Source organism: Streptomyces sp. NPDC017940, from assembly GCF_044328435.1.
Taxonomy (GTDB): Bacteria; Actinomycetota; Actinomycetes; order Streptomycetales; family Streptomycetaceae; genus Streptomyces.
Window position 1 is genome coordinate 605698 of sequence record NZ_JBIRHJ010000002.1, and the last position, 17105, is coordinate 622802.

The following is a 17105-nucleotide window of genomic DNA, read 5'->3' on the forward strand; positions in this document are numbered from 1 at the left end:
CCCGTGTCCCGCACCACCGTGTCGAGCTCCGTCCCGGCGTCAGCGCTCCCGGACGAGGAACAACGGCTCAGAGAGCTCGGCTACCAGCCCGTACTCGCCCGCCGCATGGGCGGTTTCGGCAACTTCGCCATCAGCTTCTCCGTCATATCCATCCTGTCCGGCTGCATGACGCTGTACGGCTTCGGCCTCGGCACCGGCGGGCCCGCGGTGATGATGTGGGGCTGGGCGGGCGTCGGCCTGATGGTCCTGTTCGTGGGGCTCGCGCTCGCCGAGGTCACCAGCGCCTACCCCACGTCGGGTGCGCTGTACTACATGGCGGACCGGCTCGGCGGGCGCCGCTGGGGCTGGTACACGGGGTGGCTGAACCTGCTCGGTCTGCTGGGTGCGATCGCGGGCATCGACTACGGCGCGGCCCTGTTCAGCGGCGCGCTCCTGAGCATGCACACCGACTTCCACCCGACGGCCGGGTCCACGTTCGTCATCTTCCTGTGCATCCTGCTCCTGCACGCGCTGCTGAACCTCTTCAACGTCCGCCTGGTCAGCCTCTTCAACTCCATCTCCGTGTGGTGGCACCTGACCGGTGTCGCGGTGATCGTCGGTGTCCTCGCGATCTTCCCCGACAGCCACAAGTCGCCGTCGTTCGTCTTCGGCGAGTTCGTCAACGACACCGGCTGGTCGAACCCGCTGTACGTCACCATGATCGGTCTGCTGCTCGCCCAGTACACGTTCTCCGGGTACGACGCGTCCGCGCACCTGTCGGAGGAGACCAACAACGCCTCCGTGACCGCGGCCCGCGGCATCGTGCGGGCCATCTGGGTCTCCTGGGTCGCCGGCTTCGTCCTGCTCGCGGGTCTCACCTTCGCGATCCAGGACTACGTCGGCACCCAGGAGAGCGCGACCGGCGTGCCGCCCGCGCAGATCTTCATCGACGGCCTCGGCACGTCGGGCGCCACCGCCCTGATGCTCATCGTGATCGTGGCGCAGCTGTTCTGCGGCAACGCCGAGACGGCCGCGGCCAGCCGCATGGTGTTCGCGTTCAGCCGTGACAACGCGCTGCCGGGTTCGAAGATCTGGCGCAAGGTCAACGCCCGTTCGCAGGCGCCGGTGCCCGCCGTGTGGCTCTCGGTGGGCCTCGCCGCCGTCATCGCGCTGCCCTCGCTGTACTCGAAGACGGCCTACGGCGCGGTCACGGCCATCAACGTCATCGGCATCACACCCGCGTACGCGATCCCGGTGTTCCTGCGCCTGCGGGCGGGTGACCGCTTCCAGCCGGGCCCGTGGAACCTCGGCCGGTGGAGCAAGCCGATCGGCTGGGTCGCGGTCTGCTGGGTCGCCTTCGTCACCGTCCTCTTCTGCCTGCCGCAGGCCTCGCCGGTCACCGCGGACTCGATGAACTACGCGTCGATCGCCCTGGCCGTGGTCCTGGTCCTCGCCACCGTGTGGTGGTTCGTGGCCCGCCGCTCCTACAGCACGCCGTCCGCGTACGGCACCGACAAGGAGCAGGCGGAGATCGCGGAGGGAATCATCTGACCGGAGGCCGAACGGCACGGCACCGGACGGAAAGGGGCGGTCCACCGGGTGGACCGCCCCTTCACGCTGTCAGGACCGCTGTCGACTCAGCTCGCTCAGACGGCCTCCCACAGGGCCGGGACGTTCGGGGGCTCCCAGCCCGGGTGGGCGGTGTGGCCCTGGACGCAGCGGTAACGGACGCCCTCGTACGTCACCACGTCGCCCGCCGCGTAGGTCTCCCCCAGCTTCCAGGTGGTCTCGCCACCGCCGTCGCCGGGCACGGTCAGGGTGTAGGTGGTGCTGTGGCTGGTCTTGCCCGCGCCCGTGAAGGTCAGGGTGTAGGTGCCCTGGGCGGTGCCCGCGGCGACCTCGACGGTGGCGGTCGCGGACTCGCCCGACGTCACCGTCTGCGGGCTGACGGACACGCTGACCCCGGCCGGGGCGCCCGAGGACGACAGGGTCACCTTCTGCGGCTCGCCGGAGGTGGTGGCGGTGGCGAGGGTGACCTTGGCGGACGAGCCGGGCTCGACGGTGCCCGAAGAGGGGTTGGCGGAGACCGAGAAGTCGTCGACCGGGGCGGGCGTGTCACCCACCGCCGTCTTCCAGATCGTGTACGCGACACCGTCGGCGCTGCGGTCGAGGGCGGTGGCGTTGATGTTGCCGGTGGTGTCGCACGCGGAGTGGTAGCAGGGGTCGTAGGCGCGGCCCGCGGTGCCGCCCCACTTCGCGGCCTCGGCCGCGGACTTCGTCGCCGAGGCGCCGGTGGCGTAGCCGGAGGTGGGGATGCCCACCCGCTGGAAGGAGGCGTCGTCGGAGCGGCCCCGGCCCTCGACGTTCTCCTGCGGGGCGAGGTTGAGGGAGTTCCAGTACTCCCGCATCGGCGCCGAGGCGGCGGAGTTCACGTTGTTGATGAAGTAGCCGGCGTTGGTCGAGCCGACCATGTCGAAGTTGTAGTACGCCTTGATCTTGGCGCGCTCGGTGGCGGAGAGCGCGGAGGTGTAGTACTCGGAGCCGTTCAGGCCCTGCTCCTCGTCGGTCCACCAGGCGAAGCGGACCCGGTTCTTCATGGCGGGGTTGTTCTGTGCCAGGGCGAGGGCGGCCTCCAGGATGGTGGCGGAACCGGAGCCGTTGTCGTTGATGCCGGGCCCGGCGGCCACGCCGTCCAGGTGCGCGCCGAACATGTGGACGTTGTTCGCGTCGCCGTGCGGCCACTCGGCGATCAGGTTGTTGCCCGCGCCCGCGGAGCACCCGGACGCGCACTGCTGCTCGGTCACGGTGTAACCGGCGGCCTGGAGCTTGCCCTTGACGTAGGCGAGCGAGGCGCGGTAGCCGGGTCCGGTGGCGCGGCGGTTGCCGCCGTTCTGCGAGGCGATGGTGTTGAACTGGGTCAGGTGCTCGCGCACCTTGGCCACGTCGACGTCCGGCGGCTGCGTCGGGTTGCCGCCGCCTCCGACCGTCAGCGTGTACTGGGCGGTGTGCGTCTTGGTTCCCGCGGTGCCCGTGACGGTGAGCGGATAGGTGCCGGGCTTCGCGGACTGCGCGGCGGTGACCTTCATGGTGGCGTCGGAGCCGGAGGTGACGGTCCCGGGGGTGAACGCGACGTCGACGCCCGTCGGGGCGCCGGAGGCGGTCAGGGTGACCTGCTGGGCGCTGCCGGTGACGGTCGTGGTGGTGACCGTGGCGTTGGCCGTGGCGCCCGGGTCGACCTGGCCCGAGGACGGGTTGAGGCCGAGGGAGAAGTCGTTCTGCTGCCCGGTGCAGGTGGGGTCGCCGCTCTGCGCGGGGATGCTGATGGCGTCCCAGGCCGCCTTGGTGGCCTCGAACAGGCCGCAGCTCGCGTCCAGGTTCTTCGCCGAGGTCAGCGTCGCGGTGCGGTAGCGCTTGTACGTCATGCCGCTGGTCTTGAGCAGCATGGCACCGTAGAAGATCTTGCCCGCGTTCTGGTGGCCGACACCGGTCACCGTCTTCTGGTTGCAGGTGGGGCTCGTGGGCTTGCCGCCGCCCGGGTTGGAGCCCTCGGCCAGCAGATAGAACCAGTGGTTCATCGGCCCGGCCGCCTTGTGCTCCTCGGTCGTCGGGATCGACGCGTTGTAGCAGTTGGGGTCGTTGTTGACCCGGCTCGGGTCGTACATGTTGCGGATCGGGCCGCGGCCCTGGAGGTTGATCATCTCGCCGACGGTGTAGTCGGGGGTGTCGTACGGAGCGGACTGGTTGGCGTACGCCTCGGTCAGCGCGCCCATGATGTCGCCGGTCGCCTCGCCGAGGCCGCGCTCGTTGTTGGCGCCGCCGGGCGTGTTGGAGTCCAGGCCGTGGCCGAACTCGTGGGCGACGACGTCCATTCCGGCGATCCACTCGTTGGCCGTGTTGCGGCCGATGGTGACCGTGGATCCGTCCCAGTAGGCGTTGAGCTCGTTGAGGCCCACGCGCACCGGCCAGCTCCGGCCGTTGCCGTCGTGTCCGTTGCGGCCGAACCACTCCTTGAACATGTTCCACTGCTTCTGCGCCGCGAACATGACGTCGACGCAGCCGGTTTCCTTGCTCTTGGGGTCGCCGGTGCCCCAGTCGTCGGTGGCCTTGCTGAACACTCCGCCGCTGTAGTCCGAACACTGGAGTCCGGGGCGGGTGGTGTCGCGCAGCACGTAGTTGCTGCCCGACTTGGAGGTGTCGATGGTCAGGGGGCTCGGGCCGTTCCACTTGCTGCGTCCGGTGCCCGCGCGCACGTCGTCGTAGGTGTCGACGACCTTGCCGGTGCGGGCGTTCACGAAGACGTGCAGCCTGCTGGGGTCGCCCGCCTTGGACCTGCCGGTCAGCACGGTCTCCCAGGCGAGCGTGGGGGCGTCGTCCTTGATCCGGACGACCAGGCGGCTCGTGTCGGCCTTCTCGACCGACGCGAGTCTCGCACGGCTGGTTCTCTCCGCCTGCGCGGCCTTGACCTGCGCTCTGGTGGTGACCGAGATCCGGGCGTCGGTGGCCGCGTGCACGGAGCGCACCGTGCCCTTGCCGTCGGCGAGGACCACGGCGTCACCGCCCACCACCGGGAGCCCCCGGTAGGTGCGTTCGTAGGCGACGGAGTACAGGCCCTTGCCGAAGGGCGTGACCTGCTGCCGGTCGTACTGTTCCTCGGGCCCCTTGGCGAGCGCGTCGAGGCCGCTCTGTGCCGCCAGGTCGGCGGCGGCGACGGCCTTCGCGAGGGGGTCCGGCTTGCCCTCTGGGGGCGAGGTGTGCGCCGCGGCCGAGGCGAAGGTCGCGGGCGCCACCACCCCCCCGAGCACCAAGGCCAGGGTTATCCCGGCCGCTGTGGTCTTTCTGGGCATCTCGGCTCCTTGTGAGAGGTGGGGGAGGCCCCGTTCAGCCCGCGAGCTCCGGACGCGGTGATGCCGGGCGTCCGGTACCTCCCTCGCGATTCGACTGACCGTGACATGACACGAAAGGGCTGGCGGAACCCTCACACCCCGTCGGCCGGTGGTCAATGAATTCAGGCCGCCCGGCACGTCCTGGCAAGATCTGGCAAGTCCGGCGAGGTGGTCCCGACCCGGTTCACTCCGCCCCGTCCCCGAGCCCCTCCCGATGCTCCCTGACCTCCGGCAGGTCGCCCCAGCGGCCGGCGAGCCTGCTGCGCAGCCCGCGCAGCTCGGCGGTGATCATCAGTTCGCGGGAGCGCGCGGCCTCGGCGCGCACCGGCTCGGCGAGCGCCACCGCCGCGACCGGGTCGCCTGCGCACGCCCAGCTGTCCGCGAGCCGCAGCGTGAGCAGCACCCGGGTGGTGCGCATCAGGGGCGGGAGCAGCGCGCACGACCTCGCGGTGGCCTCGATCGCACGCCGGGCCGCCGCCCGGTCACCGGTCGCCGCCGAGAGGTCGCGCAGCGCCCCGCCGATGGCGGACTCCAGGCGCATCACGCCTTCGGCACCGGCGAGCCAGGGCGCCTCCAGGAGGTCCCTTTCGTCCAGGCGCGCGAAACCGCGGCGGGCCGCCGTGATGTGGCGCCTGCACTCGGCGGCGTCCCGACCGAGCGCGTACGCCCGCGCCTGGTAGAGGTCCCCGAGCACCGCCGTCCAGCGCCGCCCGGTGTCGACCGCGCCGATGGCCTCCGCGTACACGAGCGTCGACGCGGCGTCGCCGTCGAGCCTGACGAGGGTGCACACGTCGCTCAGGAGGGTCGCCCGGGCCGCGGCGTCCTGGGCGGCGTCCGCCCACCGCAGGCCCTGCCCGAACCAGGCCATGGCGACGCCGCTCTGCCCCCGCTCCATCCGCAGCCGCCCGGCGACCTGGGCGTACTGCGCGGCGAGCCGTAACTGCCCGCACGGGAGACGGCCCGTCGCGTCGACGGCCTCGGCCCAGCGCACCACCCCGCGAAGGAGTCGCTCCACGGTCGCCGCGCACGCCTCGGTCGGGTGGACGAACACCTCGCGGATCAGGCAGGCGAGGACGGCGGTGAGGCCGTGCAGCAGGTCCGCCTCGGCGCCGACCGCCTCGCCCGCGCCGCCGAACGGCCCCGTCGCGCCCTTGAGGAGAACCGCCGCCTCGCTCTGGTCGGGCACGGCGCACCCCACCGTGCCGTGCAGCGGGCAGGCGAGCCCCTCGGCCGGGAGCCGTGCGGGCCACGAGGGAAAGACCGGCGGCGCCTCGTCGCCGGGCGCGTCCGCTCCGGGGATCGGGGAGAACAGCGCGGGCGACGCCGGACTCCGGCCGGCAGCCCGGGGGGCCCGGCGCGGCGCGACGAGGGTCGCCGCGAGCCGACCACCGGTCTCCAGGACCGTGTCGAGGCGGCACACCAGGTCGAAGGGCGGCTCCCGCAGGCCCCCTTCGAGCCTGCTGATGAAGGTGTGGTGGTAGCCCACCCGCCGGCCGAGCTGCGACTGCGTCAGCCCGGCCCGCCGGCGGTGGAAGCGCAACTGCCGCCCGAACTCGGCCCGACCCGGCTCGACCGTCTCCGACACGCCGACGGACATGACCCCTCCCCCGTTGGGCTCTCACCCTGGGGGCAGTCTGACACCCGGCATTGGTACGTACCAATACCCGTAAGGCCAAATCTCCTTAAGGAGTTCTCCTCGAGTCGTGCGGCCGTCGCGGGTGCGGACGGAGCCGGTGAGCCGCCGGGCTCCCGCGGTCATGGTCTCGGCGCGCTCACATGCCGCCCGCGACGCGCAGGACCGCGCCCGTCGTGTACGACGCGTCGTCCGAGAGCAGCCACGCCACGGCGCCGGAGACCTCGTCCGGGTGGCCCGAGCGCCCCATGGGGATGGTGTGGGCGAGCTTCGCCGGGCGCTCGGGGTCCTGGTGGAACCCGGTCCGGATGACGCCGGGGGCCACGCAGTTGACGCGGATGCCGAGCGGGGCGACCTCCTTGGCGAGGCCCACGGTCATGGTGTCCGTCGCGGCCTTCGTGGCGGCGTAGTGGACGTACTGCCCGGGGCTGCCGAGGGTCGCCGCGCCCGAGGAGATGTTCACGATCGCGCCGCCGCCGGTACGGGTCATGTCCCGCACGGCGCGCCGCGCGCAGAGCAGATAGCCGAGGACGTTGACGTCGAGGGCCCGGCGCATGCCCTCGGCGTCCGCCTCGGCGAGGGGGCCGTTCGGGCCGCTGACGCCCGCGTTGTTCACCAGGCCCGTGACGGTGCCGAGTTCCGCGGCCGCCTCCTCGAAGAGACGGTCCACGTCGTGCTCGTCCGTGGTGTCGATGCGGACGGCGACGCACCGGCGTCCGGCCGCGCGGACGGCCTCCGCGGTGCGCTCGGCCGCCTGCTCGTCCGAGCGGTAGCCGACGGCGACGTCATGGCCGTCCCGCGCGAGACGCAGGGCGATCGCGGCGCCGATGCCGCGGGTTCCTCCGGTGACGACGGTCACGTACTGCCGCACGGGGCCTCCAGTCGGGTCGCTCGGCCTGGTCACGCCGGCAGGCTGTCCATGAAGCTGCTCACCGAGAAGACCGCGTTGCCCGGTCCCGCGGGGCCGTAGCCGGGGGGCGAGGACAGGCCGAACTCCTCCATCGTGGCGCGGTACTCCTGGAGCAGCCGCACGTGGTACTCCAGGGGCGCGCCCAGCGGGTTCGCCTTGCCGAGCGGGGTGGTCGGCTCCGGGCACCAGGTGGTGAAGCGCGGCGTGATCCCCCGCGCCATGAAGTACCTGAGGCCCTCGACGGTGGAGTCGATGGCCTCGTCGACCGTCTTGAACCCGAAGGGCTCGGCCATCTCGACGCCCGCGACGAAGTTCGGGATGACGTTGCGCGGCCCGAACACCTCGGCGGAGTCCAGGATGCGCCGGTGCCACTCGTCGCGGCCCACGTAGCGCTCCTTGCCGGGGCAGTAGCGCTCGAACAGATACCGGTCCCACACCTCGTAGTTGGGGTGGTAGATGCGCACGCCGTAGTCGTGGAAGCGCTGTACGTCCTCCTTGGGCAGGGCCTGCGCGACGACCTTGCCGATCCAGCGGCCGGGGAAGCGCTCCTCGATGGCCTTGGCGTACTGGCCGTAGAAGTCGGCCTCGTCCTTGCCGCCGATCGTCGAGGTGACCGCGCCGCCGGTGAGGGTGTACGCCGTGGAGGTCTTCGCCGTGTCGTACTTGTCGATGATCTCCAGGGCCTCCAGGACCTCCTCCACGGGCTTGACGCCGGTGTAGGGGCGGCCGGCGGCCTTGTGCTGGCGCCAGTTGTGGTTGATGTCGCAGTACTGGCACTCCTCCTTGGCGCCGAAGTACTGGCAGACCCGGAAGACCGTGAGGTAGACCAGGTAGCCCCACTGGATGGTCGGCGCGACCTCCATGACGGACTTGCCGTTCGCGAGCTTGTGCCGGTAGTAGTCGGGCATCGGCGGCAGGCCCACGTCCGAGATGCGCTGCCCGTCCAGGTAGAGGCCGAGCAGCCCGTCGGCGTCGGCGGCCACGCGGTACGGCGACGAGGGGTTCACCCGCACCGACACCACCGTGCGGCGCAGGTCGTAGGGGCCGCCGGTGAGCACGATCTCCTCCGGCGGGCGGCGCAGGGCGGCCTCGCCGAGCTCCGGCAGGGTGCCGTGGTCGAAGGAGAAGATGAAGTACGACTTCGGCTTGACGTCGCCTGCGGCCTCGTTGGCGCTGTCGCTGAGCGCCGACTCGTCGAAGGCGATCCCGCCGCGCAGCAGGTCCTCCTTGATCACGGCCTCGCGCGGCACCTGGGAGTGCCGCTGCATGAGTCCTTCGATCAACTCCGTACGCCTGGGCATGGGGCGGGCACCTCGGATCCTCTTGAGCTTTGACGTTTTTGTCGCGTTATATCCGTTTTGCCGGAACGCTCGGGGTCACCGTGCGCAAGGTCCACGCTAATACCGCTGCTCGCGGCGCCGAACCCGCCCCGGGAACCAGGCCGCCCCGGCCGTGCGTTCTCCCAGTCACCGCACATGGTCACGGAGGTGCGGCGGCCGGTCCCGGACGACGCGCAGGGGGGCGCTCATGAACGATCTGGTGGCGGGAGGCAATCTGCCTCTGCCGGACGGCGCCCTCACGCTGCGCGTGCCGGGGCCCTTCGACCTGTCGGCCCTGATCACCGGCGACGGGGGCAAGGTCGCGGGCGACGCCGACTTCGTCTTCTACAACCAGCCCGCCGCGCCCGGCGCCCGCCTCAGCGGCGACACGATCACGGTCGACGCGCGCCGTCTGCGGCCCGGCGCGAGCCGCGTCACCCTCGTCGTGAGCCCGGCCGAGCCCGGCACCCCGCTCGGCCGCCTGCCCGCGGTGGCCCTCCAGGTCAGCGGCCCGCGCGGGGAACACGTGGCCCGCTTCACACCGCCGCGCCCCGGGCACGAGACGGTGCTGCTGCTCGCCGAGATCTACCGCCGCGGCACCGGCTGGAAGCTGCGCGCGCTCGGTCAGGGGTACGCGGACGGGCTCGCCGGAGTGGCCAGGGACTTCGGCCTCGATGTGGCCGACGACGGCCCGGCTCCCCCGCCGCCCAGGGTGCCCCCGGCCGCCCGCCCGGGTGCGTCCCCGATGGCCCGCCCAGCTGCGCCCTTGGCCGCCCGCCCTGCCACGCCCCCGGATGCCCGTCCCGGTTCGGGCGGCTTCCACCCGGTGGGGGGCCGCACCGCACCGCGGCCGTCCGCTCCCCCGCCCGCCCACATACCGGTGCACACGCCCCCGCGAGGTGACCCCTTCCTCGATCTCGTCAACGCCGCGCGCGCCCGCGCGGGCGCCGGGCCGGTGCGGTCCGACCCCCGGCTCACCGACGCGGCCCGCGCGCACGCCGCCGGGATGGCGGCGCGTGGCAGGCTCGGCTCCGAGGGACCCGACGGCATCTCGCTCCACCAGCGCCTGGCCGCCGGGGGGTACGCCTATCTGACCGTCGGCGAGCACCTGGTGTCAGGACCGCGCACCCCCGCCGACTTCCTCGACTACTGCCTGGGCGACGCCCGCTCCCGGCAGACGGTCCTCGACCCGGCGTACGTCCACGCGGGCGCGGCGCACGTGCTCGACGCCCGCTCCGGGGACATGTTCTGGACGGCGCTGTGGGCCGAGCCGCTCACGCCGCAGGGCCTCGCCCGCACGACGGCCGACGTCCTCGCGCTCACCAACGGCCACCGCGCCGCGGCCGGACTGCGGCCCCTGGCGCCCGACGCCCGCCTGGCCGCGGCCGCCCAGGCGCACACCGCCGACATGGTCGCCCGCGGCTTCTACTCCCACACCGCGCCCGACGGCAGCGAGCCCTGGCACCGCGCCGCCGCCGCGGGCAGCACCCGGCGCACGATCGGCGAGAACATCGCGTGCGGCCAGCGCTCGGCCGCCGAGGTGGTGCGGGGCTGGATGGACAGCCCCGGACACCGCGCCAACATCCTCAAACCCGCCTTCACCCACCTCGGCGTCGGCTTCGCGGGCGGCGGCTCGGCGGGGACGTACTGGACCCAGCTCTTCGGAGGCTGACCTGCGCTCCCCCGCTGAGCCGACTCTGGGGGGAGCCGACTCTGCGGGGCCGACTCCGCGCGGCCTATCCGCCCCGGGCCGCGGACCCGCCTCAGCCGCCCGCCACGGCCACCGCCTCCCCCCGCCGTGCCGACTCGTACCCGGCCTCCACGATCCGCAGGGTCCGCAGGCCGCCCTCGCCGTCCGCGAGGTCCATGCCGTCGGGGCCCGGGCCGAACAGGAACGCGCGCAGCATGCGCGAGTCGAGGTCGACGCCGAAGGAGAGCTCCAGGGGGCGGCCGTGGCGTTCGCTGTGGCCGTGCACCTTCTGGTCGAAGGCGTCCATCTCCAGGGTGGCGTGCTCGCCGACGACGGTCATCTCCAGGCCGCCCCAGGCCGGGTGGGACCGCGGGTGGGACCAGCTGCAATCGATGGTGGCGACCGCGCCGTTGTCGTACTCCACGATCACGAGGCCCGCGGTCTCCACGGCGGCCTCGCCCGCGTACAGGAGGTTGTTGGTCTGTGCGTAGACCTCCACCGCGCGGGCCGCGAACAGGTCGTCCAGCAGGTCGGCGATGTGCACGGTGTGGTCCATCAGGGCGCCGCCGCCCGCGAGTTCGGGGTCGGCGAACCAGCGGCGCGCCCTCGTCGGCATGTGGCCGTTGTTGGCACCGGACACGGTCAGGACGCGTCCGGCGTCACCGGCGGCGACGGCCCGCTTGACGGCCGCGTACGCGGGACTGAAGCGCACCGGGAAGGCGACCGCGAGCCGCACGCCCGCCGCCCGGCACGCGGCGACCATGGCCTCGCCGTCCGCCGCGGTGGTCGCGAGCGGCTTCTCGCAGAGGACGTCGACGCCGTGGGCGGCGGCGAGTTCGACGAGCGGGCGGTGGCGGGCGTTCTCGGAGCAGACGACGACCGCGTCGGGCTCCCGGGCGAAGGCCTCCTCGTAGGAGTCCACGTACGGCACTCCGTGCTGGTCGGCGAAGGCGCGGCCACGGGTCTCGCCCGGGGCCGCGGCGGCGGCGCCCTCCGGGTCGGCGCCGAGGACCTCCACGCCCGGCATGTCGCGCAGCAGGTGGAGGTAGGAGGCCGCGTGGACGTGGGCGAACGAGAGGACGGCGACCTTCATCGGGTGGGCTCCTCGGGGTCGGTGGCGTGGGTGGCCGAGGCGGGGCGGGGGGCCGGGGGCAGTTCGACGGCCGCGCCGGTGCGGCTCGACTCGACCGCGGCGCAGGCGATCCGTACCGCTGCCGTGCCGTCGTGGGCGTCGACGCGCGGCCGGGCGGCGGGATCCTCCCAGGAGGCGGCGAACTCGCGGAGTTCGGTGAGGTAGGGGCTCTCCGTCATCGGGCTCGACGGTATGCCCTCGTTCGCGGCGCGCACGCCCTGCGCGGTGATGCGGAAGCCGGGCACGGCGAGGGAGTCGTGGCACAGCAGGCCGTCCGCGCCCGCGATCCGGAACGTGGTGCGGAAGCGCTGGTCGGGCAGTCCCCAGAGGCCGGTGACCTGGCTGACGGCGCCGGAGGCGTGGGTGAGCACGGCCGTGGCCGTCACGACGTCGGCCGGGGCGCCGGTGGCCCGCTCGGAGCCGCGGGTGCGGGCGTGCACGCGCACCACGTCGCCCGCGACCCAGCGGGCGATGTCGATGTCGTGCACCATCAAGTCCATGATCACCCCGCCGGACTTGGCGGGGTCGCCGAACCACGGCGCCCACTGGGGCCGCGCGCCGCCCCGGGTGAAGCGCAGGACGGCGAGGTCGCCGAGCTCGCCGCGGACGACGGCGTCCCGCATCGCCGCGTACGCGGGGAAGTAGCGCACCACGTGCGCCGGGTGCAGCCGCACCCCCGCCGCCGCGGCGGCGGCCGCGATCTCCTCGGCGTCCGGCACGGTCAGGGCGAGCGGCTTCTCGCAGACGACGTGCCTGCCCGCGGCGACGGCGGCGAGCGCGAGGTCCTTGTGGGTCGGCGTCGGCGTGCAGATGTCGACGGCGCGGCACCCGGCGAGTACGTCGTCGAGGTCGGGCACGGCGGTGACGTCGTACCCGAGCTCCGCGTACTCACCGGCGAGCTTGTCGGCGGAGCCGTCCTGGGTGTGGACGCTGACCCGCGCGCCCAGTTCCAGCCAGCCGGGCAGATGCGCGCGGGCGATACCGCCCGCGCCGAGCAGGCCGATGTGCAGGGGTGGCATGGAGGACCTGGCCTTTCTCGGTACGTGAGGTCGTGGTGCGGATACGTGCGCGGGTTGCGCCGCCGGTCCTCGGCGTCCGGGGGTCAGCCCTTGGACCCGGAGAAGGCGACGCTCTGCACGAAGTGGCGCTGGAGGAATACGTACACGAGCAGCATCGGAAGGCTCGCGACGAGGGAACCGGCCATCATCACCGGGTAGTTCGTCTCGTACTGGCCTTCCAGGGAGGACAGCCCGGCGCTGATCGGCATGGCCTGGGGGTCGGTGTTGACGATGAGGGGCCACAGCAGGTCGTTCCACGCGGTCATCGCGGTGATGACGGCGAGCGCGGCGAGCGCGGGCCTGATCAGCGGGAGCATGATCGACCAGAAGATGCGGAACGTGCTCGCGCCGTCGATGCGGGCGGCCTCCTCCAGCTCCCTGGGCAGGGCGAGGAACGCCTGCCGGAGCAGGAACGTGCCGAAGGCGCTGAACATGCCGGGGAGGAACAGCGCGGGCGTGGAGTTGAGCAGCCCGAACTGCTGGATGATGTCGTACTGCGGCAGGACGAGCAGGGAGCTCGGCACCATCAGGACCGAGAGGAAGAGGCCGAACAGCACGTCGCGGCCGCGGAACCGCAGCCGTGCGAAGGCGTAGGCGGCGAGCGAGCAGAACACGAGCTGGCCCGCGGTGCGCCCGGCGGTGGCGAGGACGCTGTTGGTGAGCATCTCGCGGAACGGCAGCGCGGTGAACACCTCGTCGAAGCTCGACCAGTTCCAGTCGTCGGGCAGGAAGGTGGGCGGGACCCGGGAGACCTCGGCGAGCGACTTCACCGCGGTGAGCAGCTGCCACAGGAACGGGAAGACCATCACGAGCGCGCCGAGCGAGAGCGCCGCGTGGGTCGCCACGGAGCCCGCGTCCACCCGCGGTGGCCGGGGTGCGCCGGCCCCACCCCCGACCGGGGCCCGTACGCCGTCGGTCCTGGTGTCAGCCATAGTGCACCCACTTCCGCTGGAGCCGGAACTGCACATAGGTGAGGCCCGCGATGAGCAGCATCAGGAGGAAGGCGAGGGCGGCCGCGGCGCCCTGGGCGTTCTCGATGAACGCCCATTTGTAGAACAGGCCGACGACCGACTGGGTGTCCCCGACCGCCGGGTTCTTCTCGCCCATCATGATGTAGATCAGGTCGAAGGTCTGCAAGGACTGGATCATGCAGATGACGGAGGCGAAGAACAGCGTCGGGCTCAGCAGCGGCAGCGTGATGGTGAAGAAGCGGCGCAGCGGCCCGGCGCCGTCCAGCTCCGCGGCCTCGTAGTAGTCCTGCGGGATGGACTTGACGCCGGCCATGAAGATGACCAGGTAGTAGCCGGTGGTCGACCAGACCATCACGGCGCCGATGGCGAGCACCGCCGTCGAGGGGTCCGACACCCAGTAGTGCCGGTCCACGCCGAACCACCCGAGGATCTCGTTGAGGAGGCCGAAGTCGCCGTTGTACAGCCAGTTCCAGACCAGGCCGACGGCGACGGGCAGGGTCACGAACGGCACGAAGTACAGGGCGCGGTAGACGGCGACGCCGCGCAGGCCGCGCCGGTTGAGCAGGGCGGCGACGACGACGGCGAGGGGCAGCGCGAGGAGCCCGATGCCGCAGTAGACCAGGGTGTTGCCGAGCGCCTGCCAGACGGTCACGTCGCGCAGCACGCGCGCGTAGTTGTCGGTTCCGGTCCAGGTGTGGCCGCCGAAGGGCCCGAACGTCGTGAAGCTGAAGTAGAACGTCTGGATCATCGGCCAGAAGTAGAAGACCGCGAAGCCGAGTCCGAGGGGGGCGATGAACCAGTACGCGCTCCGCCGGCCGCGCGCCGCGGGCCGTGCGGCGGAGGTGGGGGACCCGCGTCCTGCCGACTTCGCGGCCGCCGTGGCGGGAAAGACACTCATGACGCGCGCTCCTCCTTCAGGGCCCGGTCCATCTGCTCGCCCAGGGTGCGGGCCGCGTCCTCGATGCCGCCCTTGCCGCTGAACGCGGCGCCGAGGAGGGGGTACTGGAGGTTCTCCCAGACGGCGGTGTTCTTCGAGCTGGGGTACGGGGCGCCGTACTTCTCCATGTCGATGAAGTGCTGGAGGTCGAACTCCGGCATCGACTTCAGCCAGGCGTCCTGGGTGCCCGCGTAGCTGGAGATGGTGACACCGGACTCGGCCTGGATCTCGGCGGCCCTGCGGCCCGCCATGAAGTGCACGAGCTTCCAGGCGGCGGCCTTCCTCCTGCTCTTGGCGGAGATCACGTTGGCGAGGCCGTGGATGACGGTGGTGCGTTCGCGGCCCTTGGGAAGGACGGTGACGCCGCCGTGGTCCTTCAGGGCGGGCACCGCGTACATCTGCCCGGCCATCGCCGACAGGTCGTTCACCATGGCCGCCTTCTCCGACCAGAAGCGCACCCGGCCGATGTTCTCCACCATCGCGCTCTGCGGCGGCGACCAGCCGCGGTCGATCATGTCCGTGAGGAACCGCAGCCCCGCGATGGAGCGTTCGTCGCCGAACCCGGACCTCCCGTCGCGCAGGACGTGGCCGCCCGCGGCGTGGATGGCCGGGTAGAGGACGATCTGGCGCTGCATCTCGGAGCAGTAGCCGTGTACGCGCTCGTGCGGGTCGGTCAGCTCGGCGGCGGCGTCCCGCAGGTCGTCCCAGGTCCAGGTGGTGTCGGGGTACTTGATGCCCGCCTTGTCGAAGAGGGCCTTGTTGTACCAGAGGCCGATGGTGTCGAAGTCCTTGGGCAGGCCGTACTGGGTGCCTTCGTAGGAGTAGAGCCGCACGAGCTGCCCGGGGTGGCGGTCGACGGGGGTGCGGTCGCGCTCGATGTGCTCGGACAGGGGCTCCAGGACGTCATGGGCCGCGTACAGCTGGAAGTTGACGGCGTTCATCCAGAAGACGTCGGGGGCGGTGCCGCCGCGCATCGAGGTCTTCAGGGTGGTCCAGTAGTTCGCCCACGGCGTCAGCTCGATGCGCACCCGGATGTCGGGGTGCTCCTTCTCGAACGCGGCGATGATCTGCTCCATGCCGGGGACCTGGGCGGGGTCCCACATGCCGTACGACAGCGTGGTGCGGCCGCCGGACTCGGTGCCGCCGCCGTCCGAGCAGGCGGCGAGCACGGGTGCCGACGCCGCCGCCAGGCCGGAGCAGAGGAGGGTCCTCCTGCGCATATGTGCCTCCGCTTGCGTTGCGTGGGAATCGGTGGGGCGGGCGGGGTCAGTTAGCCGGGTCGGTGAGCAGCTCCTCCTCCACGCGGTCGAGTGCCCTGCGCACCGCGCCGAGGGCGACGCCGCGCTCGCCGAGGTCGCTCAGCGCGATCCGCGGGACGTGCAGGGTCAGCGGGCGCAGCCGTTCCTCGATGAGCGGTACGAGATGGGGGCCGAGCGGGGTCGCGCCGCCGGTGAGGACGACGAGTTCGGGGTCGACCGCGAGCGCGAGGGCGGCGATGCCGGGGGTGATGCGGTCCGCGAAGTCGCCGAGGGCGGCGAGCGCCCGGGGGTCGTCGGCGGCCGCGGCCCCGGCGAGCGCGGCGACCTCGGACTCGCCGGGGCGCGGGTCCCCCTGCCACCGCAGCGCCTCGTGCGCGGTGTTCATGCCGAGCAGCGGCAGGAGGCCGAGTTCGCCGGCGCCGCCGCGGCCCCCGCGGTGCAGCCGGCCGCCGATGGTCAGGCTGCACGAGACGCGGTGGCCGGTGAGGACGCAGATCACGTCACCCGCCAGGGTGGCGGCGCCCTGCCAGCGCTCGGCGAGCACGGCGAGGTTCACGTCGTTCTCGACGAGCGTGTGCCCCGACTCGCCGTCGGCGAGGAGCCGTCCCAGGTCGACGCCGGACCACTCGGGCACCACGACGGAGGTGATGTGGCCGCCCCCGTCCACGACGCCGGGCACCCCGACGCAGCGGGCGAGCACCAGGTCCCGCCGGACGGCGTGGGCGTCGAGGAAGGCGTCGATGCCGTTCTGGAGGAGGGTGAGCCGGGGGCCGCCGCCCAGGCCGGGGTCGACGTCACGGCGTTCGGCGGCGATGACGGTGCCCGCGAGGTCGGCGAGGAGCAGCACCATCTTGTGCAGCCCTATGTCGGCGCCGACCACGTAGCCGGCCTCGCCGCGGAACCGGAACCGCCGTGCCGGGCGCCCCCGCGCGCGCTCCCCCGCCGCCGCCTCCGTGACCCACCCCTGGCCGGTGAGCTCCTCCAGGGCGGCGTCCACGGTCGGCCGGGACAGGCCTGTGCCCGCGGCGAGTTCGGCGAGAGTCTGGGGGCTGCGGCGGTGCAGGGCGCGCAGGACGACGGTGGTGTTGAGGCGGCGCAGGGCGGCCAGATCGTGGCCACGCGTTCTTTTTCGCATCAGCTCTGCACCTCGGTGACATGGCGGGGCAGCCCGATGACGGCCCGTTCGGTGCGCGGGCGTCCGTCTCGCGCCGAGATTCGGTAGGAGAGTTGCATAAAGCGGGGCCGCCGGGAAGACCCCGCGCGAGCACCGTCCGACCCGCCCCTTCGGGTCTCCTTGACGATAAGGAGCGATCCCCATATCGTCTGAGTGACGA

12 protein-coding genes are annotated in these 17105 nt (G+C 72.4%); 2 read left to right on the forward strand and 10 right to left on the reverse strand.

Going from position 1 to position 17105, the window contains the following annotated elements; all coding sequences use genetic code 11:
- Positions 1 to 3 precede the first annotated feature (3 nt).
- Positions 4 to 1530: an amino acid permease gene (locus ACH4DX_RS08225; RefSeq protein ID WP_398114519.1), complete on the forward strand. Its 1527-nt coding sequence runs from the start codon at positions 4 to 6 to the stop codon at positions 1528 to 1530.
- Between the two features lie 95 nt (positions 1531 to 1625).
- On the opposite strand, the gene ACH4DX_RS08230 is transcribed toward ACH4DX_RS08225, so the two are convergent.
- The 4 genes from ACH4DX_RS08230 to ACH4DX_RS08245 all read right to left on the reverse strand — a co-directional run bounded on the left by ACH4DX_RS08230 (position 1626) and on the right by ACH4DX_RS08245 (position 8706).
- The gene (locus ACH4DX_RS08230) at positions 1626 to 4823 is read right to left on the reverse strand and encodes a M20/M25/M40 family metallo-hydrolase (RefSeq protein WP_398154474.1); all 3198 of its coding nucleotides are present in this window, start codon (positions 4821 to 4823) and stop codon (positions 1626 to 1628) included.
- A gap of 223 nt (positions 4824 to 5046) precedes the next feature.
- Entirely contained in the window at positions 5047 to 6459 is a 1413-nt protein-coding gene (locus tag ACH4DX_RS08235) for a helix-turn-helix domain-containing protein (RefSeq protein ID WP_398154475.1), read from the reverse strand.
- Positions 6460 to 6634: 175 nt separating this feature from the next.
- Positions 6635 to 7366 (reverse strand): SDR family NAD(P)-dependent oxidoreductase, encoded by a 732-nt coding sequence (locus ACH4DX_RS08240; RefSeq protein WP_398154760.1) that lies wholly within the window; start codon positions 7364 to 7366, stop codon positions 6635 to 6637.
- A 29-nt stretch (positions 7367 to 7395) separates the two neighbouring features.
- Positions 7396 to 8706: a radical SAM protein gene (locus ACH4DX_RS08245; RefSeq protein WP_398154476.1), complete on the reverse strand. Its 1311-nt coding sequence runs from the start codon at positions 8704 to 8706 to the stop codon at positions 7396 to 7398.
- A gap of 226 nt (positions 8707 to 8932) precedes the next feature.
- Between ACH4DX_RS08245 and ACH4DX_RS08250 the strand changes: the two genes are divergently transcribed.
- On the forward strand, positions 8933 to 10396 hold the full coding sequence (locus ACH4DX_RS08250) for a CAP domain-containing protein (RefSeq protein WP_398154477.1): 1464 nt from the start codon (positions 8933 to 8935) through the stop codon (positions 10394 to 10396).
- A gap of 91 nt (positions 10397 to 10487) precedes the next feature.
- Here the strand turns inward: ACH4DX_RS08250 and ACH4DX_RS08255 are convergent, their stop codons facing one another.
- The 6 genes from ACH4DX_RS08255 to ACH4DX_RS08280 form a co-directional block, all read right to left on the reverse strand.
- Positions 10488 to 11507, reverse strand: a complete 1020-nt coding sequence (locus tag ACH4DX_RS08255) for a Gfo/Idh/MocA family protein (protein WP_398154478.1) — start codon at positions 11505 to 11507, stop codon at positions 10488 to 10490.
- On the reverse strand, positions 11504 to 12565 hold the full coding sequence (locus ACH4DX_RS08260) for a Gfo/Idh/MocA family protein (protein WP_398154479.1): 1062 nt from the start codon (positions 12563 to 12565) through the stop codon (positions 11504 to 11506). Before ACH4DX_RS08260 ends, ACH4DX_RS08255 begins: the two co-directional genes overlap by 4 nt.
- An 83-nt stretch (positions 12566 to 12648) precedes the next feature.
- Complete coding sequence (locus tag ACH4DX_RS08265) at positions 12649 to 13536, reverse strand: carbohydrate ABC transporter permease (RefSeq protein ID WP_398154480.1); 888 nt, start codon at positions 13534 to 13536, stop codon at positions 12649 to 12651.
- Complete coding sequence (locus ACH4DX_RS08270; protein ID WP_398154481.1) at positions 13529 to 14473, reverse strand: carbohydrate ABC transporter permease; 945 nt, start codon at positions 14471 to 14473, stop codon at positions 13529 to 13531. The genes ACH4DX_RS08265 and ACH4DX_RS08270 overlap by 8 nt, the downstream gene beginning before the upstream one ends.
- On the reverse strand, positions 14470 to 15732 hold the full coding sequence (locus ACH4DX_RS08275) for an ABC transporter substrate-binding protein (RefSeq protein ID WP_398154482.1): 1263 nt from the start codon (positions 15730 to 15732) through the stop codon (positions 14470 to 14472). The genes ACH4DX_RS08270 and ACH4DX_RS08275 overlap by 4 nt, the downstream gene beginning before the upstream one ends.
- A 46-nt stretch (positions 15733 to 15778) precedes the next feature.
- Positions 15779 to 16906, reverse strand: a complete 1128-nt coding sequence (locus ACH4DX_RS08280) for an ROK family protein (protein ID WP_398154483.1) — start codon at positions 16904 to 16906, stop codon at positions 15779 to 15781.
- Between the last annotated feature and the right edge of the window lie 199 nt (positions 16907 to 17105).

Bases quoted from the DNA above. Each gene is read 5' to 3' on its own strand.
- ACH4DX_RS08230 (WP_398154474.1), bottom strand. From the start codon at position 4,823: ATGCCCAGAAAGACCACAGCGGCCGGGATAACCCTGGCCTTGGTGCTC.
- ACH4DX_RS08235 (WP_398154475.1), bottom strand. From the start codon at position 6,459: ATGTCCGTCGGCGTGTCGGAGACGGTCGAGCCGGGTCGGGCCGAGTTC.
- ACH4DX_RS08245 (WP_398154476.1), bottom strand. From the start codon at position 8,706: ATGCCCAGGCGTACGGAGTTGATCGAAGGACTCATGCAGCGGCACTCC.
- ACH4DX_RS08250 (WP_398154477.1), top strand. From the start codon at position 8,933: ATGAACGATCTGGTGGCGGGAGGCAATCTGCCTCTGCCGGACGGCGCC.
- ACH4DX_RS08255 (WP_398154478.1), bottom strand. From the start codon at position 11,507: ATGAAGGTCGCCGTCCTCTCGTTCGCCCACGTCCACGCGGCCTCCTAC.
- ACH4DX_RS08260 (WP_398154479.1), bottom strand. From the start codon at position 12,565: ATGCCACCCCTGCACATCGGCCTGCTCGGCGCGGGCGGTATCGCCCGC.
- ACH4DX_RS08265 (WP_398154480.1), bottom strand. From the start codon at position 13,536: ATGGCTGACACCAGGACCGACGGCGTACGGGCCCCGGTCGGGGGTGGG.
- ACH4DX_RS08270 (WP_398154481.1), bottom strand. From the start codon at position 14,473: ATGAGTGTCTTTCCCGCCACGGCGGCCGCGAAGTCGGCAGGACGCGGG.
- ACH4DX_RS08275 (WP_398154482.1), bottom strand. From the start codon at position 15,732: ATGCGCAGGAGGACCCTCCTCTGCTCCGGCCTGGCGGCGGCGTCGGCA.
- ACH4DX_RS08280 (WP_398154483.1), bottom strand. From the start codon at position 16,906: ATGCGAAAAAGAACGCGTGGCCACGATCTGGCCGCCCTGCGCCGCCTC.